This window comes from Citromicrobium bathyomarinum (genome assembly GCF_038594485.1).
GTDB lineage: Bacteria > Pseudomonadota > Alphaproteobacteria > Sphingomonadales > Sphingomonadaceae > Alteriqipengyuania > Alteriqipengyuania bathyomarina_A.
Window position 1 is genome coordinate 243,066 of the sequence record NZ_JBCFZG010000008.1, and the last position, 18,251, is coordinate 261,316.

The window sequence follows — 18,251 nt, forward strand, 5'->3', positions numbered from 1 at the left end:
GCCGGTCAGGCGCTCAGCGCTTCGACGAAATTCTCGCGCCACCGCTCGACCGTGGTGGTCCTGACCACTTCGTTCAGCTTCTCCCAGCGCGCCTTGCGCTCTTCCAGCGGCATGTCGATCGCGGCGCGGATCGCCTCGCTGGTTTCTTCCATGCTGTAGGGATTGATCAGCAGCGCGCCCTCTCCATCTAGGTTCAGCTGCTCGGCCGCGCCGGCGAAGCGCGAAAGGACGAGCACGCCGGGATCGTCCGGGTCCTGCGCGGCGATATATTCCTTGGCGACCAAGTTCATCCCGTCGCGCAGCGGCGTCACCAGCCCGACGTGGGCGGAGCGGTAGATGCCGAACAGTTCCTGCCGGGAATAGCCGCGGTTGACGTAGCGAATCGGCACCATGTCGACCTCGGATCGCTCTCCGTTGATCTGCCCCGCCTTCTGTTCCAGCGTGTTGCGGATACGCTGGTAGGTCGCAACGTCCTGCCGCGACGGTGGCGCGATCTGGACGTAGAGCGTTTCCTTCACCCGCTCGGGATAGGTATCGAAGAAACGCCCTAGCGCATCGAAGCGTTCGGGCAGGCCTTTCGAATAGTCGAGCCGGTCGACCCCGATGATGACCTTGCGATAGCGCGAGCTGGAACGCATCCGCTGTTCCGCCTGGCGCGAGACGCCGCTTTCGCCCCCTTCGAGGAATTCGTCGTAGTCGAGCCCGATAGGGAAGGCAGCGACTTTCACCGAGCGGCCATCATAGGTCACGGTGCCGTCGTCGGCGACATCCGCCTGCAATTCCTTGCGGCAATAGCCGAGGAAGCTGTCGACCGATTCCTCGTCCTGGAAACCGATCAGGTCGTAGGCGAGCATGGTCTGCACCAGCCGTTCGTGGAACGGCAGCGCGACCAGCAGATTGCGCGGCGGCCAGGGGATGTGGAGGAAGAAGCCGATGCGGTTCTTGTTGCCGCGCGCGCGCAGCCGCTCACCCAGCGGGATCAGGTGATAGTCGTGCACCCAGACCACGTCTTCGGGATCGATCAGCGGGCCGAGGCTGTCGGCAAAACGCTGGTTGACCCGCTCGTATCCCTTGCCGAAGCCCGATTCATATTCCGCCAGATCGATCCGGTAGTGGAACAGCGGCCACAGCGTGCGGTTGGCGTAGCCGTTGTAATATTCCTCGACGTCCTGCGGCTCGAGGTCGATCGTCGCGGTGGTCACGCCATGGTTCTTCTGCATGTCGAGATGGCCGGAGAATTTCTTCGTCTCCTCGCCCGACCATCCGAACCATATCCCGCGCCGTTCGCGCAAGGCAGAGCCCAGCGCCACCGCCAGCCCGCCCTGCGACCCGGCCGCACCCCGCGCCTTGGGGATGGATACTCGGTTCGATACGACGATCAGGCGGCTCATCGGATGACGCTCCATGGTTTGGACAACAGCGTGGCGCAGTTGATGATACCCACCAAAGAGTACGTCTGGGGGAAGTTGCCCCAGAGTTCGCCATTGTTAAAATCGAGGTCTTCGGACAGCAGGCCGGACTTCGTGCGATGCGACAGCATCGTTTCGAACAGCGCGCGCGCCTCGTCCTCGCGCCCCGCAAGGTGAAGTGCCTCCATCAACCAGAAGGTGCAGATGTTGAAGGCGGTTTCGGGCAGACCGAAATCATCCTCCGCATCGTAGCGCAGCATGTGCTCGCCGCGCCTCAACCCCTTCTCGATTGCCGCAAACGTCTGCTGAAAGCGTTTGTCCTCCGGCTTGAGGAAGCCGAGATCGATCATCTGCAAAAGGCTCGCGTCGAGATGGCTTCCGCCGAGCGCGGAGGCATAGTGCTGCCCTTCCTCGTGCCACGCCTCATCTTCGATCTTGCCACGGATGATCGCCGCCCGCTCGCGCCAGAACTCCGCCTTGTCCACCATGCCGAGCCGGTCGGCGACGGTCGCGATGCGCCCGCATGCGGCCCAGCTCATCAGCACAGAATAGGTGTGGACCTCTTGCCGGGTGCGGAATTCCCACAGGCCTGCATCGGGCTGGTCGTGCATTGACCACGCCATTTCGCCAACCTTTTCAAGGCTTTCGAAATCGGATTCCCCTGCCAGACGGTAAAGCCGCTGGTCGAAGAACGCCTGTACCGTTGGTAGCACGATCTGGCCGTAGGCGTCGTGCTGTACCTGGTGGTAGGCGGCATTGCCCTTCCTGACCGGGCCCATCCCGCGATAGCCCGCGAGGTTATCGGCGAAACTCTCGTCGAGCTGTGCCTCGCCCATCACCGAATAAAGCGGCTGCACTGCCCCACCCTTCGCGTTGTCGACGATGTTGCGCAGGTAGGCGAGGTACTTTTCCAGCACGTCGAGCGCGCCCAGCCGGTTCAATGCCTGCACGGTGTAATAGGCGTCGCGGATCCAGCAATAGCGATAGTCCCAGTTGCGCTCGCTGCCCGGCGCTTCGGGGATCGAGGTGGTCAGCGCGGCGACGATCGCGCCGGTTTCCTCGTGCTGGCAGATCTTCAGCGTGATCGCCGCGCGAATGACCGCCTCCTGCCATTCCATCACCGTAGCGAGCCCGCGCACCCAGTGCCGCCAGTAATGGTCGGTCAGCTCCAGCATCGTCTCCGCCTCACGCCCGACATTGCCGCCGAAAGGCTCATCCGGGCCGAGGAAGAAGTGCAAATCGCCTTCGACCCGGAACGTGCGGTTTTCCAGCACGTAGCCGACCGGCGCGTCGGTGGTCAGGCGCAATGCCTGCGGACCGACGAGGTAGCGGATGTGATTGGTGCCATTGGTGGTTTCCGCCAGCGCCTCGCCATAGTTCTTCATCGGTGCGAGCCGCACCCGTATGCGCGGCGCGCCCGCGACACAGCGAACGATGCGGACGAACGCGACCGGGCGGTACATCCGCCCTGCGCGGCGGAAGCGCGGCGCGAAGTCGATGATCTCGATCGCGCTGCCATCCTTCGCTTCGAGGCGGGTTTTCAGGATCGAGGTGTTGCGCTGGTATTCCTGGTGGGCGCTGGCGAAATCCTCCAGCTCGATCCGCCAGACGCCCTGGTCCTGCTTGTCGCCATTGAGCAGCGCGCAGAACACCGGATCGCCATCGACCCGTGGCACGCAGCCCCACACCAGCCCGCCAGTCTCGTCGATCAGCCCGGTTACCTGGCAATTGCCGACCGGCCATAGTTCGAGCGAGCTTTGCGGAATCTGTGTCATTCAATCTCCAGCCATTTGTGAACCGCTGCCACATCCAACAAACGATACCGCGCTGCGGTTTCCCGCATTTCGCCCACGAGTATCGCGAAACCGCCCAGTTCGTTCACCGCCGCGAACCCGTCTTCGTCGGTCAGGTCGTCGCCTATGAAGATGGGCGTCGCGCCCGCGAAGGGCGGTTGCGCCATGATCGCGCGCACGCCGTCGCCCTTGTTCGCATCGGTGGTGGCAAGCTCCAGGATCATCTTGCCATCGCGCAGGAAGAGGCCGTGATCGCGCGCAAGATCCTGCGCAAAGGCCCGCACCTCGTCCTCGCGGTCGGTGCAGTCGCGGTAGTGGAACCCAAGGCCGAGAGCTTTCTCTTCCAGCAGCAGCCCTTCGGTGCGCGCGGCAAAGTCTCGCGCGGCGGCGAGTGCGGTTGCGGGGACGCGCGGAGCCTCGCGTTCGGAGACCGACGAGCCTTCGGGGCTTTCGATTTCGGCGCCGTGCGATCCGCTGATGACCAAGGCACAGTCTGGCAGATGCCCGCGAATATCGGCGATGAAGCGTCCGCTGATGATCGCGAGACGCCCGTTCATAGCGGCAGCCTTGCGCTCCAGCGCCTTGCCCAGATGGTCGGGCACGGTGATCGCATCGGGGCTCTCCGCCAGATCGACCAGCGTTCCATCGAAATCGAGCAGCAGCGCCGGATCGGCGATTTCACTCAAGCGCGGCGGAGGGTCGAGCGGTGCCATCCGCACGGCCATAGTCTTATGTTGCGGTGCAACGCAAACGCTGCGGTGCGCTGGCGAGTGTCAGTCGGTCTGCGAAACCATCGCAACGCGCGCCTTCTTCAGCGCGTCGGCCTTCAGCTGATGGACCCGGGGCACGCTGACGCCGAGCACAGCCGCAATCTCGTTCAGGTTCAGCTCTTCGATGAAATAGAGCTTGAGCACGAGTTGCAGCCGTTCCGGCAAGGCACCGATCGCCTGGGCGAGGACCGAACTGTCCTCGCTGGCGAGCAGGTTCGTTTCGGGGTCGGGCCGCTCGTCGCTGAAGGCGACATCGGTGTCCGAATAGCATTCCTCGATCGAGGCAGAGCTGGTCGAAGCGGCAAGGCGCATCGCTTCGTAGCGATCGAGCGGGATTTCCATCGCCTGCGCCATCTCGGCGGCAGACGGCATCCGGCCCAGCTCCGCCCGCAGCGTCTGTTCGGTGTGATCGCGCTTGCGAGCCCACCCGGCCGCGCTGCGCGGGCGGTGTGATTGGCCGCGCAGCAGATCGACCATCGCGCCGCGAACGCGCATCTTGGCGTAAGCTGCGAAGCCGTCGTCGCTCGGCCGGTCGTGCCGCTGCGCCGCTTCGGTCAGCGCCATCATTCCCGCCTGCATCAGGTCGTCGACGTCGATCGTCGCGCTGCCGCTCCCCTCGTAATACCACGCGAGCTTGCGCACGAGCGGGAGGAACTGCGTCACCTTTTCCTGAACGCTGGATCCGTAGGCCCGGCGAACGGCGAACTGGGTTGCATCGTGCTTCATGCGGCAAGCGCCTCCGCAGGTTCGTACTCAGGCGCAGGTAGCTGCGGCGCCTGATGGTGCGCGACCTGTTCGGCATCGTCGCCGATGACCGACACCACCTCGATCGGTTGCGAGGCAGGCAGTTCGTTGATCGACAGGACGAGAACGTTGGGCGCGCGCAGTTTGAGCAGGCTGGCCAGCGCGCGCCGGGCGCGCGGCTGGACGACCAGCGCCGGAGTCAGCGCCCCGGCGGGACGGTTGCGGAGCAGGCTGGTGATGCGTTCACCGATCGACCGCGCAAGATCGGGTTCGATCACGATCTCGCCCGTGGTCGGATCCTGCATTCCGCCGACGACCATTTCTTCCAGCTGCGCCGCGAGCGTGATGACCGGCAGGCGCTGGTCGGGGCCGCAGATGCTGCCGACCAGCAGCGTGCCGAGATCGGACCGCATCAGTTCGACGATCTGCGTCGGGTCGTTGGTCCGCTGCGCAGCCTGCGAGAGGCTGGAGAAGACGCGCACCGAATGGGTGAGCGAGATACCGTCCGCGAGCAACGATTTGAGCACCGAGGTGATCGCCGCGAGCGAGAGCGGTTGCGGGGTGATCGTGTCGACCAGCTGGGCATGGCGTTCGCGCAGCAGGTCGAGCAGTTCGCGCACCTGGTCCGGGCCGAGAAGTTCGGCGGCACGATTGGCCAGAAGCTGGTGGACCTGCGTGGCGATGACGCTTTCGGGGTCGACCACCAGATAGCCTTCGGCCACCGCCAGATCGCGCGATCCTGCGTCGATCCACTTGGCATCGCAGCCGAAGCTCGGGTCCTTGGTGGGTTCGCCCGCGAGCACCTGCCCGTCGAGCACTTCGCCCGTATCGATCGCAAGCAGCTTGCCCGCGCGAAGCGTGCCGGAGCCGACCGGAGCCCCGCCGAGCATGATGCGATACTGGTCGGGCGCGATCTCGAAGCTGTCGGCGATGCGGAACTGCGGGATCACGAAGCCGAACGCCTGGCACATCTGCTTGCGCAGGCCGGTCAGGCGCGCAACCAGCGGCGCACCCTGCCGATCGTCGGCCAGCTGGACGAGGCCGTAGCCCAGCTGGATCGTGACCAGCGTGCGGTCCGATACATCGGAAATCTGGATGCGCGATGGATCGGGCGCTTCCTCGGGCTCGGGCACGAATACGGCGGCCGCCTCTTCGCGCTTCTTGAGGCCGCGCCACAGCAGCAGCGCGCCCGCAGCCAGCGGCAGGAAGATCATCTGCGGCATCGCCGGGATGCACCCGATCGCGCCGAGGATGCCACCGACCGGCAGCCAGATCTTGGAGTCGGCCAGCTGGCCGCCGATCTGCCCCGTCAGGTCGCGCGTATCGGAAACGCGGGTGACGATCACGGCGGCGGCAATGGACAGCAGCAGCGCGGGGATCGACGCGACCAGCGCATCGCCCACCGCCAGCGTGACGTACATCGCGCCCGCCTCGCTCGCCGACAGGCCGTGGCTCACCATGCCCAGCACCAGCCCGGCCAGCACGTTGACGATCAGGATCAGCAGCGCGGCAATCGCGTCGCCCTTCACGAACTTGCTGGCACCATCCATCGAACCGTAGAAATCGGCTTCGGTCGCGATTTCGCGCCGACGCGCCTTGGCTTCGTCCGCCGTCAGCAGCCCGGCGGCAAGATCGGCGTCGATCGCCATCTGCTTGCCCGGCAAGGCATCGAGGGTGAAGCGCGCGGTCACTTCGGACACGCGGCCCGCGCCCTTGGTCACCACCACCATGTTGATGATCGTCAGGATGATGAACACGATCAGCCCGACCGCGAAGTTGCCCCCGATCAGGAACTCGCCGAAGGCTTCGATCACCTTGCCGGCCGCGTCACCGCCCTCGTGCCCGTTCATCAGCACGATGCGGGTCGACGCGACGTTGAGCGCCAGCCGCAGCAGCGTGGCGAACAGCAGCACCGACGGGAAGGACGAGAAGTCGAGCGGCTTCTGCGCATTCATCGCCGCCATCAGGATGGAGACGGACAGCGCAATATTGAGCACGAAGAACAGGTCGAGCATCAGCGACGGGATCGGCACGACCATCAGGATGATGATCGCCAGGATCCCGGCGGGAAGCGCAAGCGCGGGGCTGATGAATGCGGGTAGCTTCACAGGCCGAATACCTCGAATTTGCTATAGGCTTGGTCGATCCGCGCGCGGGCGCGGGCTCCGATGTCGTTGTCGGTGCCGTTCGCACCGAAGGTCGCGCGCAGGGTTTCCGCCATGGACGGGCGCGCCTGCAGGCCTTGTGGCGCGGCGACTGCCGCGATCCGCGATGTCTGCCGCGGCATCATCGCCGTGCTGGCGTAGCGCGCTTGCGCGAATTCCTGGGTCATCCCGCCCGCGCCGGGTGCAAACGGCATTCCGCCATCCTGGCCCATTGCGTTGGCCACCTTCGTCTGCAGCAGGCTCATCACTTCGGCGACCGAGCGGGCGCGGCCGTTCTCGTAAAAGATCGCGCGATTGGATCCGGCTGCCTTGGGGAGCAGCGCGGCGGCGGACTGGCCCGCATCGGTGCGGTACGCGCCCAGAAACGTCTGCGCGCCGCCGAGACCGAGGAAGTGAGCGAGGTAGAGTTCTGCCGGTTCGGGTTCGCGACCCAGGGATCCCTTCAGGCCCGCCGAGTTGTCGCGCGCCAGCTCCGCCGCCATCAGCGCGGAGACATCCGCGTCGTAGCGCAGCGACAGCAGCTGTTCGCGCGTGCCCGCATTGGCGACGCCGCCGCCGGGGCCGATCGCGTCGCCTGCCCATGCATAGCCGTATTTGTAGCCGTGCCGGTCCATCGTGCGCAGCCAGGTCGAATCGATGAACTGATAAAGCCCGGTCGCGCTGGAACTGCGGGCCTTGGCATCGGGGTTGAGACCCGATTCCAGCCGCGCCTGCGCCAGCAGGTAGTCGAAGTCCACGCCGGTACTCTCCGACGCGCGCGCAATCGCTCCGCGAACGTCGGCCCTTACGGGCTGGGCATTCGCGACTGGAACGCCGGATACTTGAGTGGCGGTGGGCACAGGACCTCCCGGAAGTTATCGTCCGGAAGTATTAAGCAAGCTCCGTGCCAGTTTGGGCCGTGAAAAGCGCCCGGGATCAGAAACCCTGCGGCAATGCGTGCCCGGGCAGGCCCTGATAGGTGCCAGACGCACCCGCAATCGCGTCGATCCGCGACTGTACGTTGGTCGCAATCAGGTTGCGCAAACGGCGGTTGATCGTGTTCAGGCGGCGAACCGCGTCGAGCAGGCCGAGGCATTCCTCGTCCAGATCTTCGGGCCGGACTTTATCCAGCTGGTCGCACAGTTCCATCTTGCCATTGGTGCAATTGGTAATGCGGTCGATATCGAGAGCGGCAAGTGCCTGCCGCTCGCCTTCGAGAAGGGCAAGCATTTGCCGCAAGGCCGTACGCGTCGTCATCAAGGTGGCCCTTACTCGCCGATGATCTGGAACAGGCCGGCGGCGATGATGCCATCGGCGATTTCATTCGGGATCAGCGGATAGGTGCCGTCCTCGATCGCCTTGCGAATCTGCGCCACCCGGTCTCCATCGACCGGTGCCGCATCGCCGGCGTTGACCGCGGAAACCGCGCTCATTCCCTCAGGTACGGCGGCCTGATCGGCCACCCTTTGCGCAGCGGACACACGCTCGACCGGCGCGACGCCGCGACGCAAGCCAGCTGGTCCTCCGATGTCCGGCAATCCGATGTCTCGCATTGCTTGTGTCCTTCCTGCTCTCCGTTCGTGCGAACGGCCTTGTCACACCCTAGAACGTCATCTCCAGCCCCACTTTAAGGGGCCGGCAACTTTTTTCTTGGGAGCCTAGTGCAGGCGGACGGCAACCTGCCCGGGGCGAACCACCTGGGCGCGAACGGGCTCGGCCTTCTTGTCTTGCGCGGGCTGGACCTTGATCCACGATCCGATCGCCCCCTCTTCCAGCGCGACCGCCTGGCGCGACAGCGAAAAGCCGCCACCCTCGACCACGATGGCAACGGTTTCGCCGCGGGCGACGACGATCTGCCCGGTACCCGGCTCATCGGCCTGAGGAACCTGCGCAATCGCAACATAGATGCGCCATCCGGCGTCGGGACAGTGGACCTGAACGCTGTCGCGGTTCTTGCCGTACCAGTCGATCTGCAGCGGCATGCCGCAGGCGTTCAGCCGCATCCGCCGGTCGACCGGCAGGCGTGCGCCACCCGGCTGGCCGATGGCCGCCCCGGTGAACTCCATCACCGCCCGATCGATCAGCGCCGGGTCCATCGGAGTGGTCGCATTGGCGGGAACGGCGGCACACAGCAGCGCCGTGGCGATAATCGAAGGTTTGAAAGGCATGGTCGCAGTGCTCCGGCAATAGGTGTGAACGACAGGCACGCGGCCTGGCTCTGGTCCTACCGCGTTACTGCAATTTCCGTGCCATCCTGAATCCCGGAGCCGCTGCGCTGGTCGAAGGCGATCACCACCAGCACTTCGGGCTGCGACGAGGGCTCTACCATCAGCCGTGCCGGATAGCCCGCAGCCTCGATCTGCGCGACCAGGCTCGCCGCTTCGCGCGTAGCCGCGGCTGCCGCACCGGGCCGGTGCCGCACGACCACGGTGGCAACCTCGCCCTGCCCCATGTCCTGCGAACCGAGCCAGCGCGTGAGGTCGGCATCGCCGCCGGGTCGGAACACGGCCATCGGCTGGCCGAGGGAGATTTCCACCGCCTGATCGGTCCGGTCGGCTTCGGTCGGGTCATCGCGATAGGCCGCCGCGACCACGGCGAACAGGATCAGCGACAGGTCGGCAAGCGCCGTCTGCCAGCCGCTGAGGCCGCGCATATTCACGACGCTTTCCGCAACTGGGCCGCGCGCAAGTCGGCAACCGGTGCGCCCTTCGCCCGGTCCGCCCGGCCATGGGCCGCGGCCCTGCGCACGCCGTTTTCGAGCCAGTCGAGCACCGCCTGGCGGTCGCGCTCTTCACGCGCAGAGCGGCGCATGATCGCGGCGGCGAGCGGGCTGAAAAGGAAGTTTGCCGCGGCAAGCCCATACAAGGTGGTGATCACCGCCATCGCGATCGCGCCGGTCATGCTGCCGCCCGCCGGATCGGACGGCATCATGCCAAGGCCGATCAGCGTGCCCGCAAGTCCCAGCACCGGGGCCAGCTCTGCCGCCTGGCCAAGCACGTGCATCGCGGTGCGCGCGGACTCCGTCCTTTGCCGCATGTAATCTTCGTGTTCGGAACGCAGCCCGTCGGCCGAGCGACGCTTCGCAAGCGTGTCCGACAGCGAATCGAACTCGCCGTCGCCGGAATGGATCGGCGCTGCGCGCAACAGCCCGTCGCTTTCGATCCCGCGAAGCTGGTGGGCAAGCTCTGCCTTCGCCTTTGCCGGATCGAAGGGCCTGGTCGCAAGCGCACCGATCTTGCCCAGTGCGAGGCGCGATTCCGCCAGCCCGCACCGCAGCAGGGTGGCCAGTATCGTCCCGCCCAGCACAATACCCAGCGATGCTGGGTCGAACCATTGGCCCGCCAAAGTCGTAATCGTGTTCACGCCCTCAAGAACGGCAGTCGTGGGCGACATTTCACCCCCAAGCGCCGGATTTTTGCCGCCCACCGGCAATTGTTTGCCGCCCTACCGTCGAAATCACGCAATTCCGCGCCCAAAGCCGGATTGGCACGCCCCTTGCTTACATACCGGGACATACGAACGTCCGTAATTTTCTGGCGGAGATGAGAGCAATGAACGAGGGCCTTTTCGGCATTCATGGAGCAGCGCTGGAAGTCCGCGCACAGCGGATGAACGTGCTCGGCTCCAACATCGCGAACGCAGGCACGCCCGGCTACAAGGCGCGCGACATCGATTTCGGTGCCGCGCTTGCAGAGCGTCTGGGTGGCAACGATTCCGAGAACGCGGCCAGCCGCGCGACCGTCTATCGCATCCCGACCATGGCCAGCCTCGACGGCAACACCGTGGAGATGGCGACCGAGCAGGCCGCCTTCGCCGAGAACGCGGTCGCCTACACCGCCACGCTCGGCTTCCTGCGCGGCCGCGTCGAAACCGTCACCCGCGCGATCAGGGGCGAATGACGATGAGCGGCCCCATGACCATGTTCCAGATGGGCTACCGCGCGATGTCCGCGCAGATGGTCCGCATGAACGCCGCCGCGTCGAACCTCGCCAATGCGGGCAGCGTCGCGGGCAGCGCGGACGAAGCCTATCGCCCGATGCGCACCGTTTTCTCGGAAGAGCTCGACCGCCAGAGCGGTCTCAGCTCGGTCCGCGTCGATGGCGTCGTGCGGGCCGACGTCGCGCCTATCCGCCGCCACGATCCGAACCACCCGCTCGCCGACGAGAACGGCGATGTGTGGGAATCGCCGGTCGATGAGAACGCCGAGATGATCGAGATGCTCGAAGCATCGCGCCAGTACAGCAACATGGTCGAAGCCATGTCCACCGCCAAGCAGCTGATGCTCGAAACGATGAGGATGAAATGATTAGCAGCGTAAATCCCTTTGCGAGCGCGGCTTCCGCCTCGAACCCGACGACGAACCAGAACCAGGGTCGCGGCATGGACCAGCTGGGCCAGGCCGATTTCCTGCGCCTGCTGACCGTGCAGGTGCAGCAGCAGGACCCGTTCGACCCGGTCGATAACAAGGAAATGCTGGCCCAGATGGCCCAGTTCTCCTCGCTCGCGGGGACCGCCGAAACCAACGAAACGCTGGGGAAGATCGTCGAGAAGCTCGACGCACTGATCGCAGCCCAGAATCCGGGCGAAACCCAGCCCGCGAACGACGCATAACCAGGGAGTCGCACCAATGTCCTTCTACACTTCGCTCAACGGCATGAAGAACGCCCAGTCGTCGCTCTCGACGATCGCGCACAACATCGCCAACTCGGAAACCTACGGGTACAAGCGCGGTCGCGCCTCGTTCTCGGAAATCGTCGCCGGCTCGGCGCTGTCGAACCCGCGCGTAATGCAGGGCATCGGCGCGTCGGTAGAGGCGGTTACGCAGAACTTCGCACTGGGCCCGATCGAACAGACCGGCTCCGCGCTCGACATCGCGATCACCGGCGACGGATTCTTCACCCTGCGCGGTGAAAACGGCGAAACGCTCTATACCCGGGCAGGCTCGTTCTCGATCAGCGAGAACGGTGCCATCGTCGATGCGCGTGGCAACAACCTGCAGGTCTACCCGGTCGATGCAAACGGCGACACGACGTCGAATACCCCGCAGAGCATCCAGATCCAGGCCCAGAACGCGGCGGGCGCCGACTATGCCGGCGTGTCCGTCGGCAAGGATGGCGTCGTTCGCGCTTCCTATGCGGATGGCTCGGTCGAACCGATCGGGATGGTCGCGCTCGCAACATTCATGGCGCCGAACGGCCTCAAGGCGGTCGGCTCTTCCAACTGGCAGGCCACCGGCTTTTCGGGCGCGGCAAGCTACGGCGAACCGGGCAACGGCCAGTACGGCGCGCTGCTGTCGGGTGCGCTCGAACGCTCGAACGTGGACATCGCGGAAGAGCTGGTTGGCCTGATCACCGCGCAGCGCAACTTCCAGGCCAACGCCAAGGCGATCGATACTGCGACCCAGATTTCGCAGACGGTCATCAACCTGCGGACCTAAGTAGATGGACCGCCTCATCTATACTGCCCTGTCGGGGATGCAGGCCTCGATGGATCGCCAGCGCGCGATCGCCAGCAACATGGCGAACTCGAACACGATCGGCTTTCGCGCCGAACTGATCGAGCAGCGTGCCGTCACCATCGAAGGCCACCCCAACGAAGCGCGCGCGATGCAGACCGCGCGCGTCACCGGGGCGGACATGAGCGGCGGCGAACTTATGGAAACCGGTCGCGAACTCGACATTGCCATGGCGACCAAATCGCTGATGGCAGTGCAAGCGGACGACGGCACCGAAGCCTATACGCGACGCGGCGATCTCTCGCTCGGCGCCACGGGGCTGCTGGTGACGGGAGACGGCCACCCGGTGTTGGGGGACACGGGACCGATTACGGTTCCACCGGGTGGCCGCATCTCCATTTCCGAGGACGGCACGGTTACGCGGACCGATCCCAATGCGCCCGACCAGCCGCCTGCCGAAGTCGGCCGGATCAAGCTGGCGAGCTGGGACGGTTCGCCGATCGCCAAGGGGCTCGACGGGCTGTTCCGCGTCGAAGGCGGCGGCATCCTGCCGACCGACGAGGAAGCCCGCGTTCATACCGGCAAGCTCGAACAGTCGAACGTCAAGCCGACCGAAGTGCTCGTCGCCATGATCGAGGAGCAGCGACTGTTCGCCATGCGCTCCAAGCTCGTGTCGACCGCGCGCGACCTCGACGAAAGCGGCGCGCAACTGATGCGCCTCACCTGAGCGCCAGAATTCAAAGCGAAGGACTTAGCAAGCAATGCCCACCTCAGCTCTCCAAGTCGCCCGCACCGGGCTCGAAGCCCAGGATGCCCGCATGCGCGTGATCGCCAACAACCTGGCGAACGTCGGCACGACCGGCTTCAAGCGCGACCGCGCCAACTTCGCCACGCTTGCCTATCAGGACACCCGCGTCGCCGGGCAGCAGTCTTCGGGCGAAACCGCCTATGCCGAAGGGCTCAACCTCGGCACCGGCGTCGCGGTCCAGTCGACCAGCCAGATCATGACGCAGGGCACGCTCGACACCACGGGCAACGCGTTCGACCTCGCGCTCGACGGCGACGGCTTCTTCCAGATCGCGATGCCCGGCGGCAAGATCGGCTACACCCGCGCGGGCAACTTCACCCGTTCCGCCGAAGGCATGCTGGTCACCCAGCAGGGCTTCGCCGTGCAGCCTGAAATCACCGTGCCCGAAGGTGCGACCGCGATCGCGATCTCGCCCGACGGGACCGTTTCTGCCTCGATCAACGGGGAAGCGGAGCCGACCGAGCTGGGCCAGATCCAGATCGCGCGCTTCACCAATCCGGCAGGCCTGCAGGCGCTCGGCGACAACTTCCTCGCCGAAACCGCTGCCAGCGGTGCTGCCGAACTGGGCGTCGCCGGCGAAGGCGGGCGCGGGCATGTCCGCCAGGGGATGCTGGAGGGATCGAACGTCAACATCGTCGAAGAACTCGTCGCAATGATCGAGGCGCAGCGCGCCTACGAAATCAGCTCGAAGATGGTCTCCGCCGTCGACGAAATGCTCCGCAACGCCAACCAGACGCTGTGAGATTGAAATCCATGAAATATCGCACCCTTATCGCCCTGCCCGTTGCCCTCACGCTTGCCGCGTGCGGCGGTGGAGCGCGCCCGGCCGGCTTCAGCGCGACGCTGCCGCCCGCTCCGCAGAGCGCGAGCGCCTACGTCGCTCCGCAATCGAACGACGGGGCGATCTTCAGCCCCGCGCAGGGTTACTCGCCGCTCTATAACGGGCTGCGCGCGGGCAAGGTCGGCGATCTCGTCACCATCGTGCTGATCGAACGCACCACCACCAGCAAGGCCACCTCTGGCAAGACGCAGCGCGACGGCAATCTCGGCCTCAACCTGCCGGCGTTCGTTCCGATCGCCCCGGAAGACCTGACCGCCTCGGCCGGTGCCTCGTTCAACGGATCGGGCAACGCCTCGCAGACATCGGTGCTGCGCGGCGACCTGACCGTGACCATCGCCGAAGTCCGCCCGAACGGCACCGCGCTGGTGCGTGGCGAAAAGGTCATGCAGTTCAGCCAGGGCGAGGAATGGGTGCAGCTGTCGGGCATCATCCGCCTGGCGGATATCGATCCCGACAACCGCATTTCCTCGATCCGCGTGGCCGACGCGCACATCACCTACAGCGGCAAGGGCGCCGTCCAGCAGTCGAGCAAACCCGGCTGGCTGTCGCGCTTCTTCAACGCCGTTTCCCCCTTCTGATCCGGAGCCGACAGCATGACCCGCATCGTTCTCCTGCTCGCAGCCTTCTTCGCGCTTGCGCTTCCGTCCGCCGCCTCGGCGGAGCGGGTGCGCGACATCGGCCAGTTCCAGTCGGTCCGCTCCAACCAGCTGACCGGCTACGGCATCGTGGTCGGGCTCGACGGCACGGGCGACGACAACTTCGCCTATGCGACGCAGGCGATGCGCGGCGTTTCGGGTCGCTTCGGCCTGCAGCTGCCACCGGGCGTCAATCCCGCGCTGAAGAACGCTGCCGCGGTGATCATCACCGCAGAACTGCCCGCCTTCGCCAAGCCAGGGCAGAAGATCGACATCACCGTGTCGACCATGGGCAAGGCGAAGAGCCTGCGCGGCGGCGCGCTGATCCTGACGCCGCTGTATGGCGCGGATGGAGAGATCTACGCGATGGCGCAGGGCAACCTGACCGTCGGTGGTCTCGGCATTTCGGCCAATGACGGGTCCAAGCTGACGGTCAACGTGCCGACGGTTGGTCGCATCTCCGACGGTGCCAGCGTCGAACGCGCGGTCACCACCAATTTCGATTTCAGCGAAGTGCTGCGCTGGAACATGTTCCAGGCCGACTTCCTGACGATCAGCCGCGTGCGCGACGCGATCAATGACCGCTTCCCCGGCATGGCGCGGATCGAGGACGCGGTGACGCTGGCCCTGATGCTGCCACCGGGTGCCGACACCCGCGCAACGATGATGGCCGAGATCGAGATGCTCGACATCACGCCGGCCGAGCGCGCGGCGAAAGTGATCGTCAACAGCCGCACCGGCACGATCGTGATCTCCAGCGCGGTGCGCCTGGCACCGGCAGCGGTGAGCCATGGGAGCCTGGTGGTGCGGATCGACGAGAACCCGACGATCAGCCAGCCCCAGCCCTTCTCTCGCGGGCGCACCGCCGTGCAGCCCGACAGCAACATCGATGCGCGCCAGAACGGCGGCTACGTGACCCCGCTGCCTGCGGGTGCATCGCTCGCCGACGTGGTCGACGCGCTCAACATGCTGGGCGCGAGCCCGGCGGACCTGGTCGCGATCCTCGAAGCGCTGAAGCAGGCCGGTTCGCTGACGGCAGAGGTGGTGGTGATATGAACGCGATCAGCCCCATGGATTTCTCGCTGGTTCGCCAGCCGACCCCGCTGGGTGCAGAGCGCCCGTCCGGCGGCGATCAGCGTGCCGAGCTGCACGAGGCCGCGCAGGCTTTCGAAGCCGTTTTGCTGCGGCAGATGCTGTCCTCGGCCCGGGCGACCGACTTCGGCGGCGAGGATTTGTTCGAGGGCAGTGACGATACGTTTACCGAAATGCGCGATGAGCAGTTCGCTGATATCGCATCGAAGTCCGGCCAGCTTGGCTTTGCGGCTTCGATCGAGCGTCAGTTAGCCAGGTTTCTGCCGCAAGGCGAAACCCCGGGAGGACAGATCTAAATGGCTTCGGACCTTCTTTCGATCGGCGCGAGCGGCGCCCGTGCAGCGCGCGGCGCGCTCGAGGTAACGGCGAACAACATCGCCAACGCCTCGAGCGATGGCTACGTGCGCCGGAGCGTCCGGATCGAGGAGGTCGCCAGCGGGTCTATTTCGGGGCGCGGGACGGATATCGCCGCCTCGGGGTCGCGCGTGGCCGAGGTTCGCCGCAATGCCGACGGGTTCCGCCAGGCCGAGATGCGGCGCACGCAGGCCGACCTGCAACGCGCCAATGTCGAGCTGTCGGGGCTGGAAAACATCGAAGCCGCCGTCGAACAGTCGGGCATCTTCAACTCGATCGTCGAATTCGAGGCCGCGCTCCAGCAGCTTTCCGGCGACCCTACCGACAGCGCACGGCGCGCCGCCGTCCTGTCCGAAGCCGAAACGCTGGCCGCGAAATTCAACATCACCTCGGGCAGCCTGTCTTCGGTGGGCGAAGGCCTGCGCTTCAATGCGGTGGCCAATGTCGGAGACATGAATACCTACGGCGCCGAGCTGGCGCGGGTGAACCTGCGGCTTGCGCGGGCGGGCTTCGGCAGCAACGATCAGGCCTCGCTGCTCGACCAGCGCGACAACCTGCTCGAAAAGATGAGCGCGTTTGCCAGCATCAGCACCACGTTCGCTTCGGACGGCACGGTCGCAGTTTCGGTCGGCAGCCCTGCAACCAGCTTCGTCAGTGGTGGCAATGTGGGCACGCTGTCCTCCACCACTGCCGCCAACGGGACGATGAGCTTCGCCATCGACGGCACTGCGATCTCGCCCGGTGCGGGCAGCCTGGCAGGCGCCGCTCTTGCGCTGGACGATCTCGCCGCGGTTGCCATCCGGCTGGACTCGGCTGCGTCCTCCATCGCCAGCGCGATCAACACCGCGCAGGCGAACGGCGTCGCGCTGGACGGGACTGCGGGGCAGCCGATCTTTGCCGGCAACACCGCCGCGACCCTTTCGGTCGTGCTGTCAAGCGGATCGGGCATTGCGACCGCTCCCGCCGGGTCCCCCGCGAACGAGCGCAACCAGCAGAACCTCGCCGATATGCGCCAGGCGCTTTCCGCTGCAAATCCGGCGGATAATGTAAACTCGATCCTGTTCGACGTTTCGGCAAAGGTCGCGGGCCGCAAGGTGACGCAGAGCGCGCTCGAAACGATCGCGTCCTCTGCGCGGATCGCGCTTGAGGAACAGTCGGGCGTCGACCTCGACAACGAAGCAGCCAACCTCATCCGCTTCCAGCAGGCGTTCCAGGCTTCGGGCCGGGCAATGCAGGTGGCGAGCGACATTTTCGACACGCTGATTGGAATCGGACGATGATCAATCTGAGCACCGGCGCATTTTACGAACGCTCGACCACCCAGATCGGGTCGCTGCGGTCGCGTGCCGAAACCCTGCAACAGCAGATCGGCAGTGGACAGCGGCTGGAACACTCGTCGGACGACCCGGTTGCCGCCGCAAGGCTGCGGATGCTCGACCGCGAGGAACGGGTTTCCGCTGTCGACACGCGCAATTCGCAGACGGCAGAGAACAATCTCAAGTTCGCGGACGAAGCCTTCGGCCAGGCGGCAGTGATGATCAGCCGCGCACGCGAACTCGCGCTGCAGGCGGCCAACGCCACCACCAGCGACGAACAGCGCGCGTCGATCGCGACCGAACTCGATGGCCTGCGGCAGAACCTGCTCGGCCTCGCCAATGGCCGCAACGCCGCCGGGCACGCGCTGTTCGGCGGTCAGGCGGCCGGCAATGCCTATCAGATCGATTCCGCGACCGGCGTTGCGACCTATGTCGGGACCGCGACGCTCGATGCGGTCGAAATCGGCGAAGGCCAGTCCATCGTTCCGGGCAACACCGGGCCGGAAGTGTTCTCGTTCACCGATTCCAGCGGCGCGCAGACCGACATCTTTGCCGAGCTATCGGCGCTTTCGACGGCGCTTCGCGCAGGCGGCCAGGCCGCCGCCGATGCCGCGCGCGACGGGCTGACCATGCTCGACACCAGTTTCGACAAGGTGACCACCGCGCAGACCGTGCTCGGTTCGCGGCTCGCCTGGCTCGAAGTGATGACCGAACGGCGGACCGAGAATATGGAGCGGATCGCGGACGAGCGCACGGTCATGGGCGGGGCCGATCTGGCGGTGACCATGAGCCGCCTGCAGGAAATGCTGACCGTGCTCGAAGCGAGCCAGTCCAGCTTCGTGCGCCTTGCCAACCTCAACCTGTTTTCGATGCTGCGCTGATCGCGTGGA

Annotated in this window: 22 protein-coding genes; 11 read left to right on the forward strand and 11 right to left on the reverse strand. The window is 65.7% G+C overall.

Features of this window, described 5'->3' with window-relative positions; translation table 11 throughout:
- Positions 1-5: 5 nt before the first annotated feature.
- The 11 genes from AAG591_RS14000 to AAG591_RS14050 form a co-directional block, all read right to left on the reverse strand.
- Positions 6-1,391 (reverse strand): alpha,alpha-trehalose-phosphate synthase (UDP-forming), encoded by a 1,386-nt coding sequence (locus AAG591_RS14000; protein ID WP_342532036.1) that lies wholly within the window; start codon positions 1,389-1,391, stop codon positions 6-8.
- On the reverse strand, positions 1,388-3,184 hold the full coding sequence (locus tag AAG591_RS14005) for a glycoside hydrolase family 15 protein (RefSeq protein ID WP_342532037.1): 1,797 nt from the start codon (positions 3,182-3,184) through the stop codon (positions 1,388-1,390). The genes AAG591_RS14000 and AAG591_RS14005 overlap by 4 nt, the downstream gene beginning before the upstream one ends.
- A complete protein-coding gene (gene otsB / locus AAG591_RS14010) occupies positions 3,181-3,915 on the reverse strand; it encodes a trehalose-phosphatase (RefSeq protein WP_342532038.1) in 735 nt (244 codons plus the stop codon). The genes AAG591_RS14005 and otsB overlap by 4 nt, the downstream gene beginning before the upstream one ends.
- A 60-nt stretch (positions 3,916-3,975) precedes the next feature.
- The gene (locus AAG591_RS14015; protein WP_342532039.1) at positions 3,976-4,698 is read right to left on the reverse strand and encodes a sigma-70 family RNA polymerase sigma factor; all 723 of its coding nucleotides are present in this window, start codon (positions 4,696-4,698) and stop codon (positions 3,976-3,978) included.
- Complete coding sequence (locus tag AAG591_RS14020) at positions 4,695-6,824, reverse strand: flagellar biosynthesis protein FlhA (protein ID WP_342532040.1); 2,130 nt, start codon at positions 6,822-6,824, stop codon at positions 4,695-4,697. Before AAG591_RS14020 ends, AAG591_RS14015 begins: the two co-directional genes overlap by 4 nt.
- Entirely contained in the window at positions 6,821-7,645 is an 825-nt protein-coding gene (locus tag AAG591_RS14025; protein ID WP_342532293.1) for a transglycosylase SLT domain-containing protein, read from the reverse strand. The genes AAG591_RS14020 and AAG591_RS14025 overlap by 4 nt, the downstream gene beginning before the upstream one ends.
- 151 nt (positions 7,646-7,796) lie before the next feature.
- Positions 7,797-8,117: a hypothetical protein gene (locus tag AAG591_RS14030; protein ID WP_342532041.1), complete on the reverse strand. Its 321-nt coding sequence runs from the start codon at positions 8,115-8,117 to the stop codon at positions 7,797-7,799.
- Positions 8,118-8,128: 11 nt separating this feature from the next.
- The gene (locus tag AAG591_RS14035) at positions 8,129-8,371 is read right to left on the reverse strand and encodes a flagellar biosynthesis anti-sigma factor FlgM (protein WP_342532042.1); all 243 of its coding nucleotides are present in this window, start codon (positions 8,369-8,371) and stop codon (positions 8,129-8,131) included.
- 147 nt (positions 8,372-8,518) lie between these two features.
- Positions 8,519-9,028, reverse strand: coding sequence for a flagella basal body P-ring formation protein FlgA (locus AAG591_RS14040; protein WP_342532043.1), 510 nt, complete (start codon positions 9,026-9,028; stop codon positions 8,519-8,521).
- A gap of 56 nt (positions 9,029-9,084) precedes the next feature.
- Positions 9,085-9,513 (reverse strand): hypothetical protein, encoded by a 429-nt coding sequence (locus AAG591_RS14045; RefSeq protein WP_342532044.1) that lies wholly within the window; start codon positions 9,511-9,513, stop codon positions 9,085-9,087.
- A 2-nt stretch (positions 9,514-9,515) separates the two neighbouring features.
- Positions 9,516-10,253 (reverse strand): MotA/TolQ/ExbB proton channel family protein, encoded by a 738-nt coding sequence (locus AAG591_RS14050; RefSeq protein ID WP_342532045.1) that lies wholly within the window; start codon positions 10,251-10,253, stop codon positions 9,516-9,518.
- A gap of 158 nt (positions 10,254-10,411) precedes the next feature.
- Between AAG591_RS14050 and flgB the strand changes: the two genes are divergently transcribed.
- From flgB to flgL, 11 genes are read left to right on the forward strand one after another with little or no spacing between them, the layout of a single operon-like run.
- Complete coding sequence (gene flgB / locus AAG591_RS14055; RefSeq protein WP_342532046.1) at positions 10,412-10,759, forward strand: flagellar basal body rod protein FlgB; 348 nt, start codon at positions 10,412-10,414, stop codon at positions 10,757-10,759.
- 2 nt (positions 10,760-10,761) lie between these two features.
- Positions 10,762-11,166, forward strand: a complete 405-nt coding sequence (gene flgC, locus AAG591_RS14060; protein ID WP_425341666.1) for a flagellar basal body rod protein FlgC — start codon at positions 10,762-10,764, stop codon at positions 11,164-11,166.
- Positions 11,163-11,471, forward strand: a complete 309-nt coding sequence (locus tag AAG591_RS14065; protein ID WP_342532048.1) for a flagellar hook assembly protein FlgD — start codon at positions 11,163-11,165, stop codon at positions 11,469-11,471. The genes flgC and AAG591_RS14065 overlap by 4 nt, the downstream gene beginning before the upstream one ends.
- Before the next feature lie 16 nt (positions 11,472-11,487).
- On the forward strand, positions 11,488-12,297 hold the full coding sequence (locus AAG591_RS14070) for a flagellar hook-basal body complex protein (protein ID WP_342532049.1): 810 nt from the start codon (positions 11,488-11,490) through the stop codon (positions 12,295-12,297).
- Positions 12,298-12,301: 4 nt separating this feature from the next.
- On the forward strand, positions 12,302-13,042 hold the full coding sequence (locus tag AAG591_RS14075) for a flagellar basal body rod protein FlgF (protein WP_342532051.1): 741 nt from the start codon (positions 12,302-12,304) through the stop codon (positions 13,040-13,042).
- A 34-nt stretch (positions 13,043-13,076) separates the two neighbouring features.
- Positions 13,077-13,865 carry a flagellar basal-body rod protein FlgG gene (gene flgG, locus AAG591_RS14080; protein ID WP_342532052.1) on the forward strand — a complete coding sequence of 263 codons (789 nt, stop codon included), beginning with the start codon at positions 13,077-13,079 and terminating at the stop codon, positions 13,863-13,865.
- Between the two features lie 11 nt (positions 13,866-13,876).
- Entirely contained in the window at positions 13,877-14,542 is a 666-nt protein-coding gene (locus AAG591_RS14085) for a flagellar basal body L-ring protein FlgH (protein ID WP_342532053.1), read from the forward strand.
- A 15-nt stretch (positions 14,543-14,557) separates the two neighbouring features.
- Positions 14,558-15,655, forward strand: coding sequence for a flagellar basal body P-ring protein FlgI (locus AAG591_RS14090; protein WP_342532054.1), 1,098 nt, complete (start codon positions 14,558-14,560; stop codon positions 15,653-15,655).
- Positions 15,652-15,987 carry a rod-binding protein gene (locus tag AAG591_RS14095; RefSeq protein ID WP_342532055.1) on the forward strand — a complete coding sequence of 112 codons (336 nt, stop codon included), beginning with the start codon at positions 15,652-15,654 and terminating at the stop codon, positions 15,985-15,987. Before AAG591_RS14090 ends, AAG591_RS14095 begins: the two co-directional genes overlap by 4 nt.
- A complete protein-coding gene (gene flgK / locus AAG591_RS14100) occupies positions 15,988-17,325 on the forward strand; it encodes a flagellar hook-associated protein FlgK (protein ID WP_342532057.1) in 1,338 nt (445 codons plus the stop codon).
- Positions 17,322-18,242, forward strand: a complete 921-nt coding sequence (flgL, locus tag AAG591_RS14105) for a flagellar hook-associated protein FlgL (RefSeq protein WP_342532058.1) — start codon at positions 17,322-17,324, stop codon at positions 18,240-18,242. Before flgK ends, flgL begins: the two co-directional genes overlap by 4 nt.
- Positions 18,243-18,251: the final 9 nt, after the last annotated feature.

Bases quoted from the DNA above. Each gene is read 5' to 3' on its own strand.
- AAG591_RS14045 (WP_342532044.1), bottom strand. From the start codon at position 9,513: ATGCGCGGCCTCAGCGGCTGGCAGACGGCGCTTGCCGACCTGTCGCTG.
- flgB (WP_342532046.1), top strand. From the start codon at position 10,412: ATGAACGAGGGCCTTTTCGGCATTCATGGAGCAGCGCTGGAAGTCCGC.
- AAG591_RS14070 (WP_342532049.1), top strand. From the start codon at position 11,488: ATGTCCTTCTACACTTCGCTCAACGGCATGAAGAACGCCCAGTCGTCG.
- flgG (WP_342532052.1), top strand. From the start codon at position 13,077: ATGCCCACCTCAGCTCTCCAAGTCGCCCGCACCGGGCTCGAAGCCCAG.
- flgK (WP_342532057.1), top strand. From the start codon at position 15,988: ATGGCTTCGGACCTTCTTTCGATCGGCGCGAGCGGCGCCCGTGCAGCG.
- AAG591_RS14040 (WP_342532043.1), bottom strand. From the start codon at position 9,028: ATGCCTTTCAAACCTTCGATTATCGCCACGGCGCTGCTGTGTGCCGCC.
- AAG591_RS14030 (WP_342532041.1), bottom strand. From the start codon at position 8,117: ATGACGACGCGTACGGCCTTGCGGCAAATGCTTGCCCTTCTCGAAGGC.
- AAG591_RS14000 (WP_342532036.1), bottom strand. From the start codon at position 1,391: ATGAGCCGCCTGATCGTCGTATCGAACCGAGTATCCATCCCCAAGGCG.
- AAG591_RS14095 (WP_342532055.1), top strand. From the start codon at position 15,652: ATGAACGCGATCAGCCCCATGGATTTCTCGCTGGTTCGCCAGCCGACC.
- flgL (WP_342532058.1), top strand. From the start codon at position 17,322: ATGATCAATCTGAGCACCGGCGCATTTTACGAACGCTCGACCACCCAG.
- AAG591_RS14015 (WP_342532039.1), bottom strand. From the start codon at position 4,698: ATGAAGCACGATGCAACCCAGTTCGCCGTTCGCCGGGCCTACGGATCC.
- AAG591_RS14075 (WP_342532051.1), top strand. From the start codon at position 12,302: ATGGACCGCCTCATCTATACTGCCCTGTCGGGGATGCAGGCCTCGATG.
- AAG591_RS14065 (WP_342532048.1), top strand. From the start codon at position 11,163: ATGATTAGCAGCGTAAATCCCTTTGCGAGCGCGGCTTCCGCCTCGAAC.
- AAG591_RS14090 (WP_342532054.1), top strand. From the start codon at position 14,558: ATGACCCGCATCGTTCTCCTGCTCGCAGCCTTCTTCGCGCTTGCGCTT.
- AAG591_RS14050 (WP_342532045.1), bottom strand. From the start codon at position 10,253: ATGTCGCCCACGACTGCCGTTCTTGAGGGCGTGAACACGATTACGACT.
- AAG591_RS14005 (WP_342532037.1), bottom strand. From the start codon at position 3,184: ATGACACAGATTCCGCAAAGCTCGCTCGAACTATGGCCGGTCGGCAAT.
- AAG591_RS14085 (WP_342532053.1), top strand. From the start codon at position 13,877: ATGAAATATCGCACCCTTATCGCCCTGCCCGTTGCCCTCACGCTTGCC.
- otsB (WP_342532038.1), bottom strand. From the start codon at position 3,915: ATGGCACCGCTCGACCCTCCGCCGCGCTTGAGTGAAATCGCCGATCCG.
- flgC (WP_425341666.1), top strand. From the start codon at position 10,762: ATGAGCGGCCCCATGACCATGTTCCAGATGGGCTACCGCGCGATGTCC.